The sequence below is a fragment of the Brevibacterium sp. UCMA 11752 genome, assembly GCF_021532235.1.
In the GTDB taxonomy this organism is placed as follows: domain Bacteria; phylum Actinomycetota; class Actinomycetes; order Actinomycetales; family Brevibacteriaceae; genus Brevibacterium; species Brevibacterium antiquum.
Genome location: NZ_JACBOS010000003.1, coordinates 2264121 through 2286001, shown reverse-complemented (window position 1 = coordinate 2286001; position 21881 = coordinate 2264121). Strand labels below are relative to the sequence as shown.

The following is a 21881-nucleotide window of genomic DNA, read 5'->3' as shown; positions in this document are numbered from 1 at the left end:
TTCTCATTTCACTGCTCTCTCGAATTCCGATAGCGGTGTCATCGCACGACACTCACAACTTGTCATCCATTCGGGCTACCCGCTCTTCTTGGGTTCGGTATCCATCCTCGGCAGGTCCGAGGCGGTGACCTTCGTTCGAAAGGCTCGAGCGAAGGATGCGGTCGTCAATGCCTTCTTCAGGCATGTGGCGTCCGGGTGCACCCAGGCTCCTCGTCCCGGAAGTGTCGCTGACACGTCATGGACGATGGCTGGATGCTGATCGGGTCGAATCACAAATCGTGTGAGTTCGTCCCGGTCGGCCTTTTGCCTGCAGGCGATGCACGTCCTTCGAGGTGCCGCGCCCACAATCACAGTACATAATTCTACAGCACTTCCGTCCCCACCCGTGCCACACCCCGAGTGGTTCAGATCACGCCCGATGCCTATTCGCCTGGGACGATGTCGATCTTCCAGCCGGTGAGCTTGGCCGCCAGGCGTGCGTTCTGCCCTTCCTTGCCGATGGCCAGGGAGAGCTGGTCACGGGGCACGATGGCGCGTGATTCCTGCAGATCGGCATCGAGGATGTCAACCTTCGTCGCCTTGGCTGGTGACAGTGCATGGCCGATGAACTTGGCCGGGTCGTCGCTGTAGTCGACGATGTCGATCTTCTCCTGGCCCAGCTCGTTCATCACGGCCCGCACGCGGGAACCGAGTTCACCGATGCATGAGCCCTTCGCATTCACACCGGGCTTCGTGGCGCGAACTGCCAGTTTGGTTCGGTGGCCGGCCTCACGAGCCAGGGAGACGATCTCGACAGTGCCGTCGGCGATCTCCGGTGCTTCGTGCGCGAACAGTCGGCGCACGAGGTTCGGGTGCGTACGCGAAACAGTGACCGATGTTCCCTTTGGTCCCTTGTGGACGTCGGCGATATAGACGCGCAGGCGCGTTCCGTGGCGGTATGACTCGCCGGGAGTCTGCTCGTGCGGCGGCAGAACTGCCTCGACATCACCGAGGTCGACCTGCACCATCTGCGGGTCCCGGCCCTGCTGGATGGTGCCGGAGACGATCTCACCCTCGCGGCCTTTGAAGCTGCCGAGCACCGATTCGTCTGCGACATCGCGCAGACGCTGGTGGATGACCTGGCGAGCCGTCTGCGCAGCGATGCGTCCGAAGCCGGTGGGAGTGTCGTCGAATTCGCCGATCGGATTGTCGTCGTTGTCGAACTCGACGGCGAGGATGCGGACTTCGCCGGAGGTCTTGTCCAACTCGGCGCGGGAATCTGGCCACGCGCCCTCGGTCTTCTGATAGGCAAGGAAGAGAGCTTGTTCGATGAGTTCGATCAGAGTATCGAGCGGAATCTCCCGCTCTCGCTCGATAATGCGCAGAACACTGAGGTCGATATCCATGGCCTATATCCTCTCCGGCTCCCTCGAGCATTGAATTGTCGGTCTTCATTTATGCAGGCGTGACATTCTATCTCAGATTACGCTCACCGAAATTTGAGTTCGACCTGCGCCTTGACGATGTCACCGAGCGAGACTGTCCGCTTCTCCCGACTGGCGGGATCGATTCCAGAAATTGAGTTTTCCCCCACATCATCGAGATCGAGCTTGAAGGAGTCCTTCTTCGTGCTGATTTCGAGTCGGCGACCAAGTACCCGTTTGAAGTGCCGCGGGGATTCGAGTTTCCTCGTTGCTCCTGGACTCGTGACCTCGAGCTGATAGGGCTTGTCGCGGAAGACCTCGACCTCGTCGAGGGCGTCGCCGACGAGTCGGCTGGATTCGGCGATCTTCTCCATCGACATGGGTTCTGTGCTGGACTCATCAAGGTCGACGACGACCGTCAGCGCCCGACGTTGTCCGGCAGCCACGGCCTTCACCGACTCCAGGTAGAACCCAGAGGTCTGCAGCGGCTCCCGCAGAATCTTCTCGATCTGCGCCACGTCCTCGTCCATGTGTCCTCCAGTCCTCGTCCCGCTGACGACGGTGTGCCCCGCGCGGCGACGTCTCTTCTGCCCTGCCATTTGCCTTAGCACCACCCTAAGCGACTCCCCGGGCGAGGTTAAGCATCCGCTAGGATTGGCCTATGCGTTTTCCCGTCAGCCGCCGCGCTCTTCTCCTCTACGGTGTGGGCGGGGCGAGTCTGAGCCTGCTGTCGGGATGCGGTGTGAGAATCGATACTCCCCCGGACGTGCCGACCCTCGATGAGACGAACCAGCTGCGCAACCGCATCGCCAAAATCCTCGCCGCCACCACCGCCGGAGACAACGACCCGGAGACCGCTGGTGAGGACCTGCAGAAACTCCGGGACGCCATCGGTCCTGTGTGGTCGCCACCAACCGAAATGGCCACCGAGCCCCCACCGTCGGAAGATCCCCGCACCTACATCGAGGCCGCCGAGGTGGTGTCGGATGCCGTCTTCACCGCCCTACCGACATTGGGCTCGACCCTCATTCCGGTGCTTGTGGACGTGGCAACCGGTTTGGCGCTGACTGCGGGCACCGAGCACGCAGAGTTCATTCGCAGCGCCGACGCCCTGATCCGTGACTCACGCAAATCCGGCGTTGCCGACGCTTCCGGCTCATCGGAACCCGCGGCGGCTTCGAACTCACCCGAGTCGCAGCCGCCATCCGCGGACGATTCGACCTCTCCCCCGGTGTGGAATGACATCCTCAACCAGGCCAGGGCAGCGACTTATGGCTATGAGCGGCTCGCTGTGAACTTCGACACGAAGTCACGCGAGCGCAGCAGTGCCGTGGCGCGACTGGAGTCCTTAGGCTCACTGGCCGGCGAGATGCTCGAAAAGCTCGGTGAGAAGAACGCTGAACCTGATGCTCCCTCGTGGAAACTCGACCCCATCCCACGTGACCCGGAGACCGCGAAGGAACTGGCTCTGGCCCTCGAAGACGGTGTGGCAGCAGCGATCCTTCCCTGGCTGCAGAGGGATTCGGAGGCCGCTCTGCGGCTGTGGGAGTCGGCTCGAACACGCACCATCTTCGCCAGCCCGCAGGTGCTGCGGTACTCGTATCCCGGAGATTCGGGAGAGGCAGAGGCGCAGAAGTGAAGGTCCCCCCGGTCCTGTACAACTCCACTCGCGACATCATCGGCGAGTACCGCACCTCGTCCTGGGTCGCCGCACTGGATTTCATGGCCAATGAGCTCATCGACCGGTGGAAGCTGAGCTTCGACGAAGTACCGGGCTCACCCTGGGCCGGCTGCGAAAGCCTCGTCATCCCGGTTCTGACTCAGGAGAACTATCAGGGGGTGCTGCGCTTCGCCGCCCCCACCTCGGCGGCATCGGCTGCACATGCGCAGGCGCTGCGGGCGCTGAAGATGTGGAACGGGCACGGCGCTGTCCGGGTGATCAGGGACGATCACAGCTTCAGGGTCACCCTGCAGGAGCGGTTGCGAACGAAGGACAATCTCTCCGTGTTGCCCCTGGCCGATGTGCCCCCGGTCTGGGGTGCCCTGCAGAAGTCGCTTGAGATCCCCTCGGGTTCCGATTTCCTGCGTGTCCAGGATGTGGCCGCAGGATGGCTGAGCACCTTTGACGCCGATGCGGGTCTGCTCAGCGGCTGGACTGAGGCAGGCCCTGGTGATTCTCTCCTGCTCTCCTTCGCGCGCAACTGGATGCGCACTCTTGCCGCGTCTGAGGAGAATTGGCTCATCCACGCCGATCTGCACTACTACAACATCCTCGCCGGCAACCCCGATGCCGCGGGCATCTCGACCTGGAAGGCCATCGACCCGCAGCCCTTGTCCGGACCGACCGCCTACACCTTGGCGCCGGTGCTGTGGAACCGTCTCGCGGAGATTCCGTCCCAACATCCGCAGGCCCAGGCCGCGTGGCTGCGCGGATTCGCCACCGACCTCGCGCTGTGCGCGGGCATGGACCCGCAGTACGGGATGGGTGCGGCCGTCGCTCGGGAGGTCACGAACATGTTCTGGTACCTCAGGTCAGCCCGCAGCGGATCGACCGGTGCGTTGGCCGATGCCGCGAGGTCTCTGTGGGTTGCCCGGGCACTGTCGGGAGCAGACGTCGCCGGCGTCAATGCCCACGCGCTCAAACCCATCGGCTGAGCACCCCCACTCAACCTCCCCGACGTCACTAATACCGCATGGCGCCGGGCGCAATCAGTGACGTCGGGGAGGTTGAGCGAGGGGATGCCTCAGTGGATGAGGCCGGAGACCACGTCGTAGCCGAGTTTGATGATCATCGCGGAGACCACGACGACGAAGACGACCCGCACGAATCCGGATCCCTTCTTCAGTGCCGTGCGCGCACCGAAGATTCCACCGGCGACGTTGCCCACGGCGACGACGAGACCGAGCGCCCATACGACCTGGCCATCGGGGATGAAGAAGACCAGTGCCCCGAAGTTCGTCGCCCAGTTGATGACCTTCGCAGTGGCTGAGGCCTGGAGGAATGAGAACCCGATGACTGTGACGAACGCGATGACGAGGAAGGATCCGGTGCCCGGGCCGAGCACTCCGTCATAGACGCCGATCGTGAGCCCGATCAGCCACGACAGCCCGTGATGACGTTTCGAGGATTCGCCGAACCGCAGGCTCGCATCGGCGCCGAGGCTGGGGTTGAGGACCGTGAAGACTCCGACCCCGATGAGAGCGACGAGGATGATCGGTGTGAAGAGTTCACCTGGGACCAAGGTCGCGAGTTTGGCGCCGAAGACGGCTCCGAGGAATGCCGTGGCGGCGGCAGGGATCGTCGCCGACCTGTCCGGGGTGATCGTGCGCAGATAGGTCACCGCCGAGGCGGTCGTACCCGCAATCGAGCCCACCTTGTTCGTGGCGACCGCTTGGACCGGTGTCATTCCCGGCACCAGCAGCAGTGCCGGCAGCTGGATCAGACCTCCGCCGCCGACGACGGCATCGATCCAGCCGGCCAGAACTCCTGCGGCCAGGAGCCACAGAAGCATACCGAGGGTGACATCGATGCCTGCGGTGAGTGCCTCCATCACCTGCGTCGGTTCAACGTGCGGAGGTTTCGGAGAGCGCCTCGTCTGCCGCGGCATCGGCCTTGGCGTAGGCTGCACGGACCGTGGCCACGGTGGCTGCGACCACCTCGGCGACAGGCTGTTCTGACTTCTCATCGGCCAGTCGATCGCGGACCTCGACCTTGCCCTCGGCCAGTCCGCGACCCACGACGATCACGGTCGGGATGCCGATGAGTTCAGCATCGGCGAACTTGAAGCCGGGTGAGACCTTGAAGCGGTCGTCGAGGAGGACGGTGACGCCCTCGGATTCGAGTTCGGATGTCAGCTTCTCGGCCGCCTCGGCGATCTCCTCGCCCTTGCCTGCCTCGATGATGTGCACATCGGCCGGGGCCAGGTGCTGGGGCCAGAGGAGACCGGAATCGCTGTGATATTCCTCCGCGATGCAGGCCATGACACGGGTGACGCCGAGGCCGTAGGAGCCCATGGTCACGGTCGTGGCCTTGCCGTTCTGGTCAAGGACCTTGAGGTCAAGGGATTCGGCGTACTTGCGGCCGAGCTTGAAGATCTGACCGATCTCAACGCCGCGAGCCAACTCGAGCGGGCCCGAACCGTCGGGTGCGGGGTCACCGAGGACCACCTCGGCGGCCTCGATGGTGCCGTCGGCGATGAAGTCGCGACCGGCAACGAGGTCGAAGACGTGCCGGCCTGGTTCGTTGGCGCCGGTGATCCACCGGGTACCCTCGACGACACGTGGGTCGAGGAGGAACCGGAGCTTCGAGGTGCCCTCGAGACCGAGGACCTGATTGTCGAGGTCGAGGCCCGGTCCGATGTAGCCCTTGACGAGTTCCGGGTGGGCGGCGAGGTCTTCGGCGGTGGCGGCTTCGAGGTCGACTTCGCCGTTGCCGAGCATTCCTGTGCCGGCGGCGCGGTCGAGGTCGACATCACGATCGCCGGGCAGGCCGATGACGATGATCTCGCGGGTGCCGTCGGGGTGGGTGACGGCGCAGACGACGTTCTTGAGCGTATCGGCGGCGGTCCAGGCGCGGTCTTCGCGAGGGTGGTTCGCATTTGCGGCATCGACGAGGGACTCGATGGTAGGTGTGTCCGGGGTGTCCTCGACGTGTGCGGCGGGTGAGTTCTCGAACGAGATCGGCTCGGGCACGATCGAGGTCACGGCCTCGACGTTGGCGGCGTATCCTCCGGGTGAGCGGACGAAGGTGTCCTCGCCGACCTCGGAGGGGTAGATGAACTCCTCGGTGCCGGAGCCGCCCATGGCTCCGGGGGTGGCCTTGACCGGCAGACAGGGCAGGCCGAGACGGGCGAAGGCCCGCAAATAGGCCACGCGCATCGCTTCGTAGGAGGCGTCGAGTCCGGCGTCGTCGATGTCGAAGGAGTAGGCGTCCTTCATGATGAACTCGCGTCCGCGCAGCAGGCCTGCGCGGGGCCTGGCCTCGTCACGGTATTTGGTCTGGACCTGGAAGATCGAGAGCGGGAGGTCCTTGTAGGAGGAGTAGAGGTCCTTGACGAGGAGGGTGAAGACCTCTTCGTGGGTGGGGGCGAGGATGTAGTCGTTGTCCCTGCGGTCCTTGAGGTGGAACAGATCGGGACCGAAGGCCTCCCAGCGGCCGGACTTCCGGTACGGATCGGCGGGCAGCAGACCAGGGAAATGGACTTCCTGTGATCCGGCTGTGGCCATCTCCTCGCGCACGATGGCTTCGATCTTGCCCAGGACCTTCAGTCCCAACGGCAGCCAAGTGTAGATCCCCGGGGCCGATCGGCGGATGTATCCCGCACGGTGCAGAAGTCTGTGGCTGGCGACCTCGGCTCCGACCGGGTCCTCCTTCTGGGTTCGCACAAACAGGGACGACATGCGCAGGGCCATGGGTGATACTCCTCAACTTGTCAAGACTCAGATCGAACACTATCGCACGCGAGTATCCGCACGGCAATTATGCGGCAGAACCGATCAGATATGAGGCAGAACCGGTCAGACCGGCGACCGAGGACAGACATCTGGCAGGTCCGATTCTGCCGCGAGCCGACCATGGATCCGTCGAGTGATAGGCCCGGATTCGTCAGGTGAAGGGCCTGGATTTCTCAGGTGATGGAAGCGAATTAGACTGGTGGGCACACACGTCCACCAGGGCCTGAGCGATTCAGGCCGATTCGCTGACCCGACCGACTCGCTGACCGATACGAAGAGCATGCCTGATTCCACTCAACTGACGCAGTTCCCGCGGCCCTCGGTCGCGGTCGACACCGCGGTCCTCTGCCCCGTCCCCCGACGTGGCCTGCACGTGCTCCTCACCCATTCCGGCGACGGCGCGTGGCAGCTGCCGGGGTCGATTCTTCGGCCCCAGGAGCGGCTCGCCGAGGCTGTTGCCCGGTGCCTGCGTGAAAAGGCGCGGCTCATCGATCGCGCCCCAGTTCAGCTCCATGTCTTCGACCAGCCCGATCGTGACGATCGCGGGTGGGTGATCTCGGTGGCGCACCTCGATGTGCTGTCGACGAGAGATGTGGGATTCGGAGACGCGAGTTCCCCGGAGACCGAGCCCGACCCTAAGGACGCGCGCCGGCGCAAACTGGCACCCGTGCATTCGGTCCGTGAGCTCAGCGCCGAACATCAGGAGATCGTCCGAGTTGCGGTCCACCGCCTGCGTTCGCTGCATGAGCGCACGCCCGACCCGTTCGGGCTGCTTCCGGACGAGTTCTCGCTGCGGCAGCTGCGTGAGCTGCATGAGATCGTCTCGGGAGAGGATCTGCAGGCAGACACCTTCCGCCGCACGATGCTGCCGCTGCTGGCACCCACCGGTCAGGCCGTGTCCCAGGGACGCGGCCGCCCCGCCCAGACATTCACCCGCCGCGCCGAGATCGCCCTGCGTCGCGATGCAGACATCGCAGGCCCCAGGACCGACGCTGATGATGGTGCACACTGAGGTAGTGGAGGCTGACTGTGGAGATTGACCGCTCACCCGGCAAGCACGTTCGCGTGGACGTGTGGCTGTGGACGACAAGGATGTTCAAGACCCGAAACCTGGCCACTCAGGCCTGCCGTGGCGGTCACGTCCAAGTCGAGGGCCAGCGTGTCAAGGCAGCTCAGAAGGTCTCCATCGGCCAAGAGGTGCGCGTACGCAAGGCCAGCACCGAGTTCATCTGGAAGATCACCGGCTTCGTACCCACACGTCCGCAGTCATCGATCGCAGTGCAGTGCTATGAGGATCTCACCCCGCCGCCGGATCCTGCTCTGCGCGGATTCGTCCCCCGCAGAGACAAGGGCTTGGGTCGGCCGACGAAGAAGGACCGCCGGGAGATGGAGAAGTTCCTGGGCGACATGGCCAAGCCTCGGAACCGAGGTCGCCGAGACCTCTGAAGCCGTCGCTGCACTCATGCCGTCGCTGCGGCCGCTGCCGTCACTGCGACTGACGTCGTCGAGAGACGACCGCAGCCTCGAAAGCACACTCCCTGAAGTCGGCTCTCCATTCTGAGCTCTGCTCTCGACGCGAAGCTCTGCTCTCGACGCGAGATTCTGCCACGCGTTGTCACTGGCCCGTGGCCGGTCCGGGGCTGGTCGGAGACCGGTCGGGGGCCGGCCGGAAGCCGTCGCTGCGGCCGGTCAGTACATGATCGTGGCGAAGGTGCCGACCTGTTCGAAGCCGACCCGTGTGTACATACGCAGGGCCACCTCGTTGTAATCATTGGCGTAGAGGCTCACAGTGGAGTGCCCGGCCGCCCTGGTCTGCGCCACGACTGCCGCCATTCCTGCGGCACCCAGACCCTGCTGCCGCACGTCGGGATGGACCCAGACGCCCTGAACCTGAACGATGCGCGGTGCCCGGATGCCGATGTCTGCTTTGAACAGCACCTGCTCGGGCTGATCCGTCGCAGGCCAGCGTCGCACCGGGCCACCTTGGGGCAGTGTGTCCGAGATGCGGGCAAAGCAGTTCTTACCCCTGATGATGTTGCGGACGCGAGCCAGGTAGCTTGACTGGCCGCCTTCGATCGGAGAGAAGCCCACCTCGTTGGTGAACATGTCGACACTGGCTGAGAACACCGCGGGCAGCTGTTCCACCGTGACCAGTCGCACCGCCTCGTCGGGTTCGATCAAGGGGTCTGAGCTGATCGCCAACAGCGGCTGCCGGTCACGGATGCCGCGGGGGCGTCCCCAGTTCAGGCGGCTGTGCAGATCGAGGATGATCTCACGGGAACCGATGAGGGAGCAGGAGTAGCGCCCATCGGCATTGAGCTTCTGCGCCAATGCCTGATTCGTTCCCGGGGTCGCCGCCACGGGAATGATGTTGCCGCCCACCCAGTAGGCTGCCACCGGCCGATCGCCATCGAAGACACCCAGCAGGGAACCGGCGGGTGAGCCCATCTGCGCTGTACCCGTGACTTCGAGCAGCGCGATGAGGTAGACGTTCTCACACGGGTTGAGCGCGAGCAGACTCTTCAGCCAACCGGTGTGCTGATGTCCCAGACGAGTGACTCTCAGCACGGGAGAGCCTCCTTGTTCTGATCCTCACACACCGGACAATTTTCCGAACGGGTCGGGTATCAGCCGACGACGACGTCGGGAGATCCGGACGGGGCGTCGGACTCCGCTGCGATGCGATTAGCCTCTTCGATGAGGGTCTCGACGATCAGGGCCTCGGGCACGGTCTTGATGACCTCACCCTTGACGAAGATCTGGCCCTTGCCGTTGCCGCTGGCCACACCGAGGTCGGCTTCGCGCGCCTCACCGGGACCGTTGACGACGCAGCCCATGACAGCGACTCGCAGAGGAACTTCCATACCTTCAAGTCCAGCTGTGACCTTGTCCGCCAACGAGTACACGTCGACCTGGGCACGTCCACAGGACGGGCACGAGACGATCTCGAGTTTGCGAGGTTTGAGGTTGAGGCTCTCCAGGATCTGGTTGCCGACCTTGATCTCCTCCACGGGAGGAGCCGAGAGAGAGACGCGGATCGTGTCGCCGATGCCCTGCGACAGCAGTGCGCCGAAGGCGGTGGCGGATTTGATCGTGCCCTGGAAGGCGGGCCCGGCCTCGGTCACGCCCAGGTGCAGGGGCCAGTCGCCGCGCTCAGCGAGCATCTCGTATGCCCGAACCATGACCACAGGGTCGTTGTGCTTGACGGAGATCTTGAAGTCGTGGAAGTCGTGCTCTTCGAACAGCGATGCCTCCCACACGGCGGACTCGACGAGCGCCTCCGGAGTGGCCTTGCCGTACTTCTCCATGATCCGCTTGTCCAACGATCCGGCATTGACACCGATCCGGATCGAGGTTCCGGCGTCACTTGCCGCCTTCGCGATCTCCTTGACCTGATCGTCGAACTTGCGGATGTTGCCGGGGTTGACGCGCACAGCGGCACAGCCGGCGTCGATCGCGGCGTAGACGTACTTCGGCTGGAAGTGGATGTCGGCGATGACCGGAATCTGCGACTTCTGCGCGATCGCCGGCAGCGCCGCAGCATCATCGGGCGACGGGCAGGCCACACGCACGATGTCACAGCCCGAGGCTGTGAGCTCGGCGATCTGCTGCAGGGTGGCGTTGATGTCTGTGGTCTGAGTCGTCGTCATCGACTGGACGCTGACAGGGAAATCGGAACCGACGCCGACCTTTCCGACCTGGATCTGTCTCGTCTTCCGTCGCGGCGAGAGGACAGGAGGCGGTGGGGCAGGCATTCCGAGGTTGACCGATGTCACGAAGACAATCCCTTCATTGACGACTAGTGACCAGACTGATCGTTCGAGTCATTCATATTGTAGGACTTCAAACCGTGTCCGGGCTCCTCGACCACGGTGTGATCGCTCACCACAGCATCATTTCGCAGGTATTGTGAAGGAAACTTGCCGTCCGATCAGAAGATCCGAGCAGATCCGAGTAGAGGAGATATCTATGAGCCGAGGAGCTTCCGTGCCGTTCACCCACCCCGATGTCCAGGCCATCGTCGGTCGCCTCGAGACTGCAGCCGATGCCCTCGCAGAGCAGGGCGGAACACTCGCCTGGGGTGTCTTTCGCCGAGGCGAGACGGGGACAGCTGCCAATGGCGACGTTCCGTACCGGATCGCGTCGATGACGAAGTCCTTCACGGCCGCCGCCGTCGGTCTCCTCGCCGCCGATGGTCTGGATCTTGACAGCCCGCTGGACCGGATCATCCCCGAACTTGCAGGCACTTCGATTGCCGACCGCACCTGCCGACAGGCGCTGACGATGGGCACCGGGTTCACGAAGGACGACCCTTGGGCCGATCGGGTGGAGGCGATGACGCGCACCGAACTCATCGACTACATCAAGCGCGGAGCCATCCCCATCGCTCCCGCCGACACCGGATACGAGTACTCCAACCTCGGCTACGCACTCCTCGGGCTCGTCACGGAGTCCTTGACCGGGAAGTCGTTCATCGAATTCGTCACCGCCGAGGTGCTGCATCCTTTCGGTCTCAGTCGCACCGGTTTCGACGTCGCCGACTTCCCAGACCTGATGCCCGGCATCCGCATCGACCGCAACGGCGAAGGCCACCCGGCCGAACTCACCGGCCCAGGCGTCTTCTCCCCGATCGGCGGAGTCATCTCCACGGTCAACGACATCGGCACTTGGATGAATGCCCATATGGACGCCCTGGACGACCTCGACGCCTATGCGCCGGGAGCACTGCCGCGGATCCTCACGGACAACCAGCAGTCGCATCGACTCGTCGAGGTGCAGAGAAGCGAGCACCATACCGAATCCGTCAACTACGGCTTCGGCCTGCAGCCCCGTCTCGACTCCCGCTTCGGTCGCGTCGTCTGCCATTCCGGCGGCTACCCCGGGTACGGCTCACACATGCGCTGGTTCCCAGACCTGGGCCTGAGCATCGTCGTGTTCGGCAATACGACGTACTACCCGGCCGAAAGCACCGTCAGAGACGCCGTCGACGCCGGCTGGGCAGCGGCCACGGGCGATCCCGGTCTGCGACTGACACGCACATCCACCTCGGTGCCGGCGCCTCACCACCTCGTCGCACCCGAACAGTCCGCGACCGTGCTGCGGGCAGCGAACCTGGTCATCGACTTCGACGAGAGCGTCGCCGACGAACTCTTCACCGTCAACATGGACCTCGACGAGCCCCGTGCCGAACGCCGTGAACGATTCGACGCGTGGAGACACGGGCTGCAGCTGAGCCAACCCTTCACACCTGAGGATGTCACCATGACGACTCCACTGAAGGGGACCGTGACTGTTCCTGACTCGCGGACCGGAGGCGAAACCGACTCGGCGAACACGATTGCGACGAACACGATTGCGACGATCACGGTGAGCTTGGACCACCTCGGCGAGGTGCAGACGATCTCGCTGAGCAGCTGAGGGTGCCTCTCCGGAGTCTGCCTACCCGGAGTTGAAGATCGCGTCGAGCGTGACGGGTTTGACGAGGTCGACGTAGACGAGCAGCGCCGTCATGCACAGCATCAGACCGATGACGACGTAGGTCAGAGGCAGCAGCCGGGCCGTGTCGAAGGGCCCGATCTTGCCGCGCCCGCGGATCGTGTTGATCTGCCGGCGGGCGCCCTCGTAGAGGCCCACTGCGATGTGTCCGCCGTCGAGCGGCAGCAGCGGGATCATGTTGAAGGCGAACAGGAAGATGTTGAGTGATCCCAACATGCCCAGCCCCACCTGGGCTTTGTCGACGATCTGGAGCTGGTCCGTCGACACGATCTCGCCGGCTATCCGGCCGACTCCGACCATCCCGACCAGACCCTCGGCGTCACGTTCCTTCGAACCGGTGGCCACCTCGGCGATGTCGACGAGCTTGACCGGCAGGGTCACGATTGCGTGGAAGACGCCGCTGACCTGATCCCAGACTGCACCGGGGAACTCGTTCAGCGGCAGTCCCTGACGCTCTTGGACGGGACCGACGCCGAAGAATCCCTCAGTCACGGTCTGCGGTGTGCCGTCGGCGTTCATCACGGGCTGTCCGCTGTCATCGACACGGGCCTGCTCATGGGCGATGATCGGGACGTTGACGTTCTGAGTGCGACCATCGCGGGTGAACTCCACGTCGACCCGCTGGCCGGCATGGTCCTTGATGACGCTGGAGAGTTCGTCCCAGCTGTCGGTGGAGACTCCGGCGACAGAGGTGATGTCATCGCCTGGTTTGATTCCGGCTTCCCATGCGGGGGTGAGCGGATCATCGTCCTGACAGCTCTTCTTCTGGTCCGCGGGACGCTCCGCTGCTTCAGAGGCGGGAACTGCACATTCGACGACGGTCTGCACCGTGGTCGTCGGGGTCATGATCCCGATGCCGATGAGTGAGATCGCCATGATGATGATCCCGAGAACGAGGTTGACCAGGGGGCCTGCGAACATCACGACGAGCCGCTTGGGCACGTTCAGGGCGTAGAAGGTCCGGTGCTCCTCCCCCGGTTCGATCTCCTGGTTCGAGTAGTCCCGGGCATCGGCCATCGTGTTCTCGAACAGGCGCCCGCGCCGCTGCCTCCGCGATCGGCTGGGAACATCGGTGGCGAGGTCGGTGTCGGCGGTTCCCTCAACCGCACCATCGCCGAGGTGGTCATCGCCGATCGCGTCGTCAGCGTGCTGGGCAGCGCTGCCGGAGGTCGCACCGGCCCGGCGCGTCGTCGCCTTGAGCGGGGGGTACATTCCCGGCATGGCAATGAATCCGCCCAGCGGAAGTGCCTTGATGCCGTATTCCGTCTCGCCGCGGCGGAAGGAGAAGACCGTGGGGCCGAAGCCGACCATGTAATGGGTGACCTTGACTCCGAACTTCTTCGCCGGTGTCAGGTGGCCGAGCTCGTGGAGTCCGATCGAAATCGAGATCCCGATCAGGAACAGGACGATCCCGATGATGTAGAGGACGACTGTCATATCAGGAGCCGCCGACGTTCTTGCCCTGTGCGGACGTGGTCTGGGCTCTCAGGTCCTCACGGGCGAACTCGCGAGCCCAGGCATCGGCGGCGAGGACGGTCTCGACGGTGTGCTCGGCGGCGGGTTCGTGGGCCTGCAGCGCCCGTTCGATTCCCTTGTCGATTCCGGTGAACGGGATCTCACCGCCGATGAAGGCTTCGACGAGGACCTCGTTTGCGGCGTTGAACACCGCGGGGAAGCTCTTCCGCTTCCGTCCTGCTTCAACGGCCAGGCCCAGTGCCGGAAAGGCGATGTGGTTGACGGGTTCGAAGGACCAGTGCATCGGCTGTCCCCAGTTGTTGGCCACCGCTCCGGATGCCAGCCGCCGAGTCTGGCCGTCGCTCTGAGTGCCGAGGGCATAGGCGATGGGCAGGCGCATGTCCGGCGGGGAGATCTGCGCAATCGTCGAGGCGTCGCTGAACTCGACCATCGAGTGGATCTGGGACTGCGGGTGGACGACGACTTCGATGTGGTCGAAGTCGATGTCGAAGAGGAGGTGGGCCTCGATGACTTCGAGACCCTTGTTGACCAGGGTCGCGGAGTTGATGGTGATCATCGATCCCATCGACCAGGTGGGGTGTTTGAGTGCCTGAGCCGGGGTGACACGGCGCAGCGCATCGCGGGTCATGCCGCGGAACGGTCCGCCGGAGGCGGTGATGACGAGCTTGCTCACCTCGCCGTGGGTGCCCGAGCGCAGAGCCTGGGCGATCGCGGAGTGCTCGCTGTCGACGGGGATCAGGGCGGCTCCGGTCCGGGCCGCAGCATCGAGGACGATCGAGCCGCCGATGATCAGAGACTCCTTGTTGGCCAACGCGACGTCGGTGCCGCGGTCGAGAGCAGCCAGGGTCGCACCGAGTCCGGCGGCTCCGGTCACAGCGTTGAGGACGATGTCGGCAGCTGCCCCAGCGACCACCTCGGCGGCATCGGGGCCGACGTGGATCTCACGGACGGGATCACTGATCCCGCGTTCACCTGCGGCCTGCTCCAGACGCTGCCGGATCTCACTCGGGCCACCCTCAGGTGGGCTGGTGAGACCGATGACGGGGACCGAGAAATCGAGGGCTTGGACGACCAGCGCATCGAGTTGGGTTCCGGCAGCGAGGCCGATGACCTCGAAGTCCGCTGCGTTCTCTGTCAGGACATCGAGGGCCTGGGTGCCGACCGAACCAGTCGAGCCGACTACAATGATTCTACGTTTGCTCACGCCTACCGATAATGCCAAAGTTCTCTGGGAAATGACTCGACATCGGTGTCATCGGCGACGTGAGATATGCAATGCGAATCAAAGGCGAGAGAGGTTTTTATGAGTGCAACGCTGAGCCCCGACGACATTCTGGGATTGGATTCGGTCTTCGAGGAAGATGACCTCGAGTTCGCGTCGATCGTGAAGAAATGGCTTGATGAGAACGTCCGCGACAAGATCGGCGACTACTTCCTCGATGCCACGATCCCCGCCCGAGAGCTCGCGGAGGGCCTCGGCGAACTCGGCCTCCTCGGCATGCACCTCGATGGCTACGGATGCGGCGGATCCACCGCCACCCAGTACGGTCTGGCCTGCCGGGAGCTCGAAGCCGTGGACTCGGGTCTGCGTTCGCTCGTATCGGTCCAGGGATCACTGGCCATGTTCGCCATCCACCACTTCGGCTCCGAGGCGCAGAAGGACGAATGGCTGCCGAAGATGGCAGCAGGCAAGGCCATCGGCTGCTTCGGTCTGACCGAACCGGATGTCGGCTCCGACCCCTCGGGCATGAAGACGACCGCGAAGAAGGACGGATCCGATTGGATCCTCAACGGCGCGAAGATGTGGATCACGAATTCCCCCGTCTCCGATGTCATGGTCGTGTGGGCCAAGACCGAGGAGACCGATTCCAAGGGCAAGCCCGTTGTCCGCGGATTCGTCGTCCCCAGCGACACTGAGGGCGTCCAGACGCCGGAGATCCACCGCAAGATCTCACTGCGAGCCTCGATCACCGGCGAAATCGTCCTCGACAACGTGCGCCTGCCCGAAGACGCCATGCTGCCCAAGGCCAAGGGCCTGAAGGGGCCGCTGTCGTGCTTGTCCGAGGCCCGCTACGGAATCGTCTTCGGCGTCACCGGTGCTGCCCGCGACGCCCTGCAGTCTGCGCTGGAGTACACCGGGACCCGCATTCAGTTCGACCGTCCGCTGTCTTCGTTCCAGATCAGCCAGCAGAAGCTTGCGAAGGCCTTCGGTCAGTACTCGCAGATCACGCTGCTCGCCGCGCATCTGGGTAAGCTCAAGGACTCGGAGCAGGGAGTGCGTCCCGAGCAGATCAGCCTGGGCAAGATGGTCAACGTCGACACCGCGATGAACGTCTGCCGTGACTTGCGCGCACTCTTCGGCGGTTCGGGCATCACGAGCGAATACCCACCGCTGCGCCATGCCGTCAACCTCGAGACCGTGCTCACCTATGAGGGCACCCACGAGGTCCATCAGCTCACGCTGGGCCGCAGCCTCACCGGAATCAACGCCTTCGCCAACTGACGCTCACGCGCTGAGCGCCAGCGGCTGCAGTGCGGCAGCGGCAGCACCTCGTTGCGCTGAGCGCCGCGCCTGCGGCTGCAGGGGCGCCGCGCCTGCTCTCAGTGCCGGACAGCAACCGCTTGCCGGAAGTGTGTACGTAGAGCACAAATGCTGTACTCCCACACTTCCGGCAAGCGGTTGTCGACGTTGCGCGGGCACTACTGTCAGGCGTCAGGTGCCGGGTACAACTGCGGGGCCCCAGGCGTCAGGCGCCGGGTACTACTGCCGGGCGCTTGGCACAACTTTCAGGCATCAGTTGAGGTCGTGTGGCCTGCTGGCCCCGGTCACCGCAGCTCGAGCACAGTGGTCTGCGAGTCATCGCCGAGGAGGCAACTGGCGCTGAATCCCCGGGTCTCTGCGAAGTCAGCAGCCGTGTGCCGCTGTTCGCGGCCGAGTTCGATGAGCAGCACCCCTCCCGGGGCCAACCACTCGCCTGAGTCCCGGATGAGGCAGCGCACGAGGTCCAAACCGTCAGCTCCTCCGAACAGCGCTGTCGGTGCCTCATGCTCAATCGCCTCTCTGGGAAGGAACTCCGCAGCAGCGTCGGGAACATAGGGCGGGACTGCGGAGATGACATCGATGCTGTCCAGCAGAGACTGCGGCAGACCCTCCAGACATGTGAGTCGGTGACAGTCAGCGCGTGGTCCGACGTTCTTCCGTGCACACTCAAGCGCCGTATCGTCTTGATCGCCGAGGTGGATCTGCGTTTCCGGCAGTGCCCGGGACACCGTAGTAGCCACCGGCCCCACTCCACAGAAGGCTTCGAGGAACCGTGCCCCGGCCCCGGCTGCCTCCACGGCGCGCATCGTCGCCTTCGCCAGCAGCGCGGTTCTCTGCCGAGGCACGAACACGCCGGGGGCGACGTGTAGTCGCTGCCCCGCGAATTCGACCCATCCGACTATCTGCTCGAGAGGTTCGCCGGCAACTCGGCGGGCGATGAGTTCGGCCAGGAGGCCATTGTTCTTCTGAGCTGCGAGGCCGGGCGATCTCGCCACGTGCGCAGAGGACGTCGCCGCATCGATGAGGATGCGGGCTTCGTCTTCGGCGAAGACGCACCCTGCTGCGCGCAGTCGGGCCGCCACCGTGGGCTGGTCGGGCTGCGCAGATTCGTGTGGAGCGGAGGCGTCAGGCCTCAGCGAGAATCTCCCGGGTCAGCCACTCGAGGCTCGATCGTGCGTCGAGGGACTTCTCGTCGGTGTGGATGAGAGCCTGGTCGGGTGTCAGTGCGACCACTTCTGTCGGCTCGACTCGTGAGTCTCTCATCGCCTGATCGAGGTTCGCTGTCTCCCCCGCAATCGCGATTCCCACGCCTTCGAAGCGTGAGCGGATGGCCTTGACCGACGCCCGTCCCGATTCGACGGGTGGTGCTTCGATCGGGTGGACGAACACCGTGGTGCTGTCTGTTGTGCTGTCGTCGGCGGCGGGTTCGGAGCGTACATCGATGCTCAGTCCGATGCGGATGGCACCGAGGATGCTCAACGCCCGCGAGATCGGCGGCACATCCTCGGCGATGAGGATCCGCTCGCCCTCGCTGCCGGTGATCCCCATGGCACGGAGGACACCGGCGAACTTCGCGCTCCGATCCAGCACCTCGGCGCGGTCGAGCTCATCGGGTTTCGACAGTGCTCTGATCAGCCGCGGATCGGTGACTTCGCGGCCATCGACCAGTGGTCTGTCCGGAGTCGGACCGGTCAGGACGATGTCATCGGCGCCGCCCATGACGATCGGGTAGTCGAGCAGCTCGAACACAGGGTTGAGCGAGCCTGAGGACGTGTCGCTTGGCTGTTCGAAGTAGTGGAAATCAGTCAACGGAGGCCATCACTTCGACGACGCGGTCGATGAAGGCATCGACTTGGTCCTCGTCGTAGGCCTTGTTGCCTTTGGCCGTCTTGAACAGGACACGGCGAACCTGGTCGACGCTCATCGCGACACCCTGCGTGAAGTAGGCGTTGACCTTCTCGCACATGTCATCGACCTGTTCGATGTCGTAGCCGATGACGCCGGGGGCCGGATTGTCGAAATGCTCACCGGGTTCGCGGACCAGGCGTCCCCGCAGGGACGCGGCCACACGTGTCAGTTCGGATACCCAGGCATCTTGGCCCGACTGTGCGATGAGGCGGTCACGTGCCTGTTTGGCGAAGGCGTCTTCGAGTCGGTCGAGTGCGGCATCGACGACGGCGACGTGGTATCCCTTGCGCACCAGATCGAAGCCGACCGTGCGCACCGCCCGGGAGTCGAGGTCGCCGGGCTGTGGGGTGGGACGTTCGAAGGATTCGCGCGCACGCTTGAAGAAGCTGTCGACCTGTTTCGGGTCGTAGCCGTTCTTCCATCCGGACATTCGGGGGAAAGTCGTGTCCGCCATGTTGCCTCCAGAAGCGAATCGTGCGTATTGGTCATTTCCACCATGATAAATGGCGGACGCGGAAAATGCGTGTTCGCGACTTCTCAGTCGGCGGCAGCGAGCTGTCCGCAGGCTCCGTCGATGTCCGATCCGCGGGTATCGCGGATCGTCGTGGGGATCCCCTGGTCGACGAGCCGGCGCACGAATTCGTCTGCCACCTCCGGCTCCGACGCGGTCCACACGGAGCCCGGAGTCGGGTTGAGCGGAATCGGATTGACGTGGACCCAGCCGCGACCGCGAGCGTTGAGCTTCTTCGCCAGCAGCTCTGCCCGCCAGGGGTGATCGTTCATGTCCTTGATGAGCGCGTATTCGATGCTCACGCGACGTCCCGTCACCTGGTAGTAGTTGTACGCGGCGTCGATGGCCTCATCGGCCTTCCACCGGGTGTTGACCGGGATCATCTCATCGCGCAGCTCATCATCGGGTGCGTGGAGGCTGAGGGCGAAAGTGACGGGGATGTCCTCGGCCGCGAGCTTGTTGATGCCCGGGACCAGGCCGACCGTGGAGATGGTGATCCGGCGGGCCGACATTCCCAATCCCTGCGGTGCGGGTTCGACGAACCGGCGCACCGCGTTCATCACTCGCTTGTAGTTGGCCAGTGGCTCACCCATGCCCATGAAGACGATGTTGGAGACCCGTTCGGGTCCCGTCGCCGAGGTGGTCGTGTCGGATGCGTCGACCGTGGCCTCAGAGGTCTCACCTTGGTCCTCATCGGATTCGGCACCGAGCGCTGTCTCCCCCTCCGCCGGCATGTCCCCTGCGGGTGCCGGTGCGAGTTCGCCGGCGGCGATGACCTGGTTGGCACGGATGACCTGTTCGACGATCTCGGCCGCGGACATATTGCGTGTCAGACCCTGCTGCCCTGTCGCGCAGAAGGGACAGTTCATGCCGCAGCCGCACTGGCTGGAGACGCACAGGGTGACGCGGTTGCGATAGCGCATCAGCACCGATTCCACGAGCGCGCCGTCGTAGAGGCGCCACAGGAATTTGATCGTGTCGCCGTTGGCGGTTCGCAGACGACGAACCTCGGTCAGGAGGTGGGGAAAGAACCGTTCCTGCAGGTCCGCCCGCAGGTCCTTGGGCAGGTCCGTCATGGACTCGACATCGGTCTGGTAGTGCGAGAAGTAGTGGGTCGAGATCTGCTTCGCGCGGAAGGCGGGCAGTCCCATCTCCTTGACCGCGTCGATGCGTTCGTCCATCGTCATGTCGGCCAGATGCTGCTTCGGCTGACTGGCTCGCGGAGATTTGAAATTGAGCAGCGGACGGCCATCACGCGTCGGTGTCTTCGACGTCGTGCCGTCTGCGTGTTCGACGACGGGCCTGGTCTGCCTGTTACCTGCTTGAGAACTCACTCGTCCATTGTCTCATGAGAGCAATTCTCGTGGGGTGTGTGCGCCGCCACGGCGGATAAGTGAGAGTCATCGGCGCGTGAGGGACGCCGATACGAGTCGGATCGCAGCGGATCAGAGATAGCCGGGCAGAACCGAGAACATCACCAGAGCAACCGGTGCGGTGGGCAGGATCGAATCGAGTCGGTCCATGACACCGCCGTGACCTGGCAGCAGAGTTCCCATGTCCTTGAGGTCGAGATCGCGTTTGATCATCGATTCGCTGAAGTCGCCGAGCGTGGCGAAGGCTGGGATGACGACTCCGAAGACCAGTCCGGTCCAGAACGGAGCATCGAAGAGCGTCAGCGCCAGGGTCGTCGCGACTGCTGCGGCGAAGACCACCGAGCCGATGTAGCCCTCCCACGACTTCTTCGGGGAGATCCTCGGGGCGATCGGGTGCTTGCCCCAGAGGACGCCGAAGACGTAGCCGCCGGTGTCCGAGGCCACCACGCTGGCGAGGAACAGGATGACGTAGAGATTGCCGTCGGGTTGGGTCAGCAGGTACACGACGAAGCAGGCCATGAGTCCGACATAGGTCAGCGCGAACAGGGACAGCGAGACATCTTTGACCGCGTTCTTGCGTCGCTCGACCATGGTGAAGAGCATCACCGCGCCGGCGCTGGCGGCGAAGGTCACCCACAGTGCCTCGCGGCCGCCGACGAAGGTCGCGAGCACCATACAGGCGGCCGAGACCATGGTCGGTATCCGCGACACGAGTGATCCCGAACGCGACAGTGCGTTGGCCAGCTCCCACATCGCGGCGACGATGGCGATGAGGATGATGAAGAGGAAGGAGATCGGGAAGACGATGAGGGAGGCCAGGACGATTCCGCCGATGAGCAGCCCGATGCCGATCGCAGCCGGCAGGTTCCGTCCGGCCTTCCCGTAGTCCTTCTCTGCCACCTCGGGGACGTTCTTCCCGGTCTCCGCGGCAGAGTTGGTCGCCGCGGCCGGGTTGGTCTCCGGCTCTTCCGGCGAGTAGTCCTTGCCGGAGTTGCGCAGGTCCCTGCGCTTCGGGAATGGGGCGTCAGACCCTGACGTATGCGGAACCGGATCCGGCCCCCCGAGGGGAGCCGGATCTGACGCTGGGTTGTCTGGCCCGGTCAACGAAATCATCAGACCTCGAGGAGCTCAGCTTCCTTCTGGGACAGAAGCTTGTCGACATTGTCGACCTTGCTCTTCGTCAGATCGTCGAGTTCGGAGATTCCGCGTGCGACTTCGTCCTCACCGGCCTCGCCGTCCTTCTTGATGCGCTCAAGGGTCTCCTTGGCGTGACGACGGATGTTGCGGATCGACACCTTGCCGTCTTCGGCCTTGCCCTTGACGATCTTCACGTATTCCTTGCGGCGTTCCTCGGTGAGTTCCGGGAGCACCACGCGGATGACGTTGCCGTCGTTGGCAGGGTTGGCGCCGATGTCCGAATTGCGCAGAGCAGTCTCAATGTCGCCCAGCGCTCCCCGGTCGTAGGGAGTCACGAGGATCGTGCGGGCTTCCGGGGTCTGGAATGAGGCCAGCTGCTGCAGCGGGGTCGGCGCACCGTAGTATTCGATCTCGATCGAAGCGAACAGCGCGGGGTTGGCGCGGCCGGTGCGGATGGACGAGAAGTCCTCCTGTGTGAATTCCACGGCCTTGTCCATTTTCTCTCTGGCCTCTGCCAGTGTTTCTTCAATCACGACTCACTCTTTCCGTCGATGGGAGCTTTGGGTTCATTCTATGGGTCA

At 64.0% G+C, this 21881-nt stretch carries 21 protein-coding genes; 6 read left to right on the top strand and 15 right to left on the bottom strand.

The annotated features are described in order from the left end of the window. Positions 1–75: 75 nt before the first annotated feature. From HU144_RS19190 to rimP, 3 genes are all read right to left on the bottom strand, one after another. Entirely contained in the window at positions 76–345 is a 270-nt protein-coding gene (locus HU144_RS19190; RefSeq protein ID WP_328284284.1) for a YlxR family protein, read from the bottom strand. A gap of 77 nt (positions 346–422) precedes the next feature. Then, a complete protein-coding gene (nusA, locus tag HU144_RS10265; RefSeq protein WP_235351262.1) occupies positions 423–1385 on the bottom strand; it encodes a transcription termination factor NusA in 963 nt (320 codons plus the stop codon). A gap of 83 nt (positions 1386–1468) precedes the next feature. Further along, a complete protein-coding gene (rimP, locus tag HU144_RS10260; protein ID WP_204232445.1) occupies positions 1469–1933 on the bottom strand; it encodes a ribosome maturation factor RimP in 465 nt (154 codons plus the stop codon). Positions 1934–2064: 131 nt separating this feature from the next. Between rimP and HU144_RS10255 the strand changes: the two genes are divergently transcribed. Then, on the top strand, positions 2065–3042 hold the full coding sequence (locus tag HU144_RS10255; protein WP_235351261.1) for a hypothetical protein: 978 nt from the start codon (positions 2065–2067) through the stop codon (positions 3040–3042). Next, positions 3039–4058, top strand: a complete 1020-nt coding sequence (locus HU144_RS10250; protein WP_235351260.1) for an aminoglycoside phosphotransferase family protein — start codon at positions 3039–3041, stop codon at positions 4056–4058. Before HU144_RS10255 ends, HU144_RS10250 begins: the two co-directional genes overlap by 4 nt. A gap of 89 nt (positions 4059–4147) precedes the next feature. Here the strand turns inward: HU144_RS10250 and HU144_RS10245 are convergent, their stop codons facing one another. Further along, complete coding sequence (locus HU144_RS10245; protein WP_204232448.1) at positions 4148–4954, bottom strand: TSUP family transporter; 807 nt, start codon at positions 4952–4954, stop codon at positions 4148–4150. A gap of 13 nt (positions 4955–4967) precedes the next feature. Further along, on the bottom strand, positions 4968–6815 hold the full coding sequence (locus HU144_RS10240) for a proline--tRNA ligase (protein WP_235351259.1): 1848 nt from the start codon (positions 6813–6815) through the stop codon (positions 4968–4970). A 241-nt stretch (positions 6816–7056) separates the two neighbouring features. Between HU144_RS10240 and HU144_RS10235 the strand changes: the two genes are divergently transcribed. Both HU144_RS10235 and HU144_RS10230 read left to right on the top strand, forming a co-directional pair. Continuing rightward, the gene (locus tag HU144_RS10235; RefSeq protein WP_235351258.1) at positions 7057–7869 is read left to right on the top strand and encodes an NUDIX hydrolase; all 813 of its coding nucleotides are present in this window, start codon (positions 7057–7059) and stop codon (positions 7867–7869) included. 17 nt (positions 7870–7886) lie between these two features. Continuing rightward, on the top strand, positions 7887–8303 hold the full coding sequence (locus HU144_RS10230) for an RNA-binding S4 domain-containing protein (protein WP_235351257.1): 417 nt from the start codon (positions 7887–7889) through the stop codon (positions 8301–8303). Positions 8304–8546: 243 nt separating this feature from the next. Here HU144_RS10230 and HU144_RS10225 read toward each other — a convergent pair whose 3' ends face one another. Further along, on the bottom strand, positions 8547–9425 hold the full coding sequence (locus HU144_RS10225; RefSeq protein ID WP_198397093.1) for a GNAT family N-acetyltransferase: 879 nt from the start codon (positions 9423–9425) through the stop codon (positions 8547–8549). A gap of 59 nt (positions 9426–9484) precedes the next feature. Continuing rightward, positions 9485–10633, bottom strand: a complete 1149-nt coding sequence (gene ispG, locus HU144_RS10220) for a flavodoxin-dependent (E)-4-hydroxy-3-methylbut-2-enyl-diphosphate synthase (RefSeq protein ID WP_235351256.1) — start codon at positions 10631–10633, stop codon at positions 9485–9487. A gap of 193 nt (positions 10634–10826) precedes the next feature. Here ispG and HU144_RS10215 point away from each other — a divergent pair, with 193 nt between their 5' ends. Next, entirely contained in the window at positions 10827–12275 is a 1449-nt protein-coding gene (locus tag HU144_RS10215) for a serine hydrolase domain-containing protein (RefSeq protein WP_235351255.1), read from the top strand. A 21-nt stretch (positions 12276–12296) separates the two neighbouring features. On the opposite strand, the gene HU144_RS10210 is transcribed toward HU144_RS10215, so the two are convergent. Together HU144_RS10210 and dxr are read right to left on the bottom strand one after the other, a co-directional pair. Beyond that, on the bottom strand, positions 12297–13790 hold the full coding sequence (locus HU144_RS10210) for a M50 family metallopeptidase (protein ID WP_235351254.1): 1494 nt from the start codon (positions 13788–13790) through the stop codon (positions 12297–12299). Between the two features lies 1 nt (position 13791). Beyond that, positions 13792–15033, bottom strand: coding sequence for a 1-deoxy-D-xylulose-5-phosphate reductoisomerase (gene dxr, locus HU144_RS10205; protein ID WP_235351253.1), 1242 nt, complete (start codon positions 15031–15033; stop codon positions 13792–13794). A 99-nt stretch (positions 15034–15132) separates the two neighbouring features. On the opposite strand from dxr, the gene HU144_RS10200 reads away from it, so the two are divergent. Beyond that, positions 15133–16332, top strand: coding sequence for an acyl-CoA dehydrogenase family protein (locus HU144_RS10200; RefSeq protein WP_235351252.1), 1200 nt, complete (start codon positions 15133–15135; stop codon positions 16330–16332). A gap of 323 nt (positions 16333–16655) precedes the next feature. Here HU144_RS10200 and HU144_RS10195 read toward each other — a convergent pair whose 3' ends face one another. The 6 genes from HU144_RS10195 to frr form a co-directional block, all read right to left on the bottom strand. Further along, positions 16656–17453 (bottom strand): N5-glutamine methyltransferase family protein, encoded by a 798-nt coding sequence (locus tag HU144_RS10195; protein ID WP_235351251.1) that lies wholly within the window; start codon positions 17451–17453, stop codon positions 16656–16658. 43 nt (positions 17454–17496) lie between these two features. Beyond that, complete coding sequence (locus HU144_RS10190) at positions 17497–18180, bottom strand: hypothetical protein (protein WP_235351250.1); 684 nt, start codon at positions 18178–18180, stop codon at positions 17497–17499. Continuing rightward, a complete protein-coding gene (locus tag HU144_RS10185) occupies positions 18173–18733 on the bottom strand; it encodes a DivIVA domain-containing protein (protein WP_198397085.1) in 561 nt (186 codons plus the stop codon). The genes HU144_RS10190 and HU144_RS10185 overlap by 8 nt, the downstream gene beginning before the upstream one ends. Positions 18734–18816: 83 nt before the next feature. Continuing rightward, the gene (gene rlmN / locus HU144_RS10180) at positions 18817–20124 is read right to left on the bottom strand and encodes a 23S rRNA (adenine(2503)-C(2))-methyltransferase RlmN (RefSeq protein WP_235351249.1); all 1308 of its coding nucleotides are present in this window, start codon (positions 20122–20124) and stop codon (positions 18817–18819) included. A 111-nt stretch (positions 20125–20235) separates the two neighbouring features. Then, a complete protein-coding gene (locus tag HU144_RS10175; RefSeq protein WP_235351248.1) occupies positions 20236–21276 on the bottom strand; it encodes a phosphatidate cytidylyltransferase in 1041 nt (346 codons plus the stop codon). After that, positions 21276–21833: a ribosome recycling factor gene (frr, locus tag HU144_RS10170; protein WP_198397082.1), complete on the bottom strand. Its 558-nt coding sequence runs from the start codon at positions 21831–21833 to the stop codon at positions 21276–21278. Before frr ends, HU144_RS10175 begins: the two co-directional genes overlap by 1 nt. Positions 21834–21881: the final 48 nt, after the last annotated feature.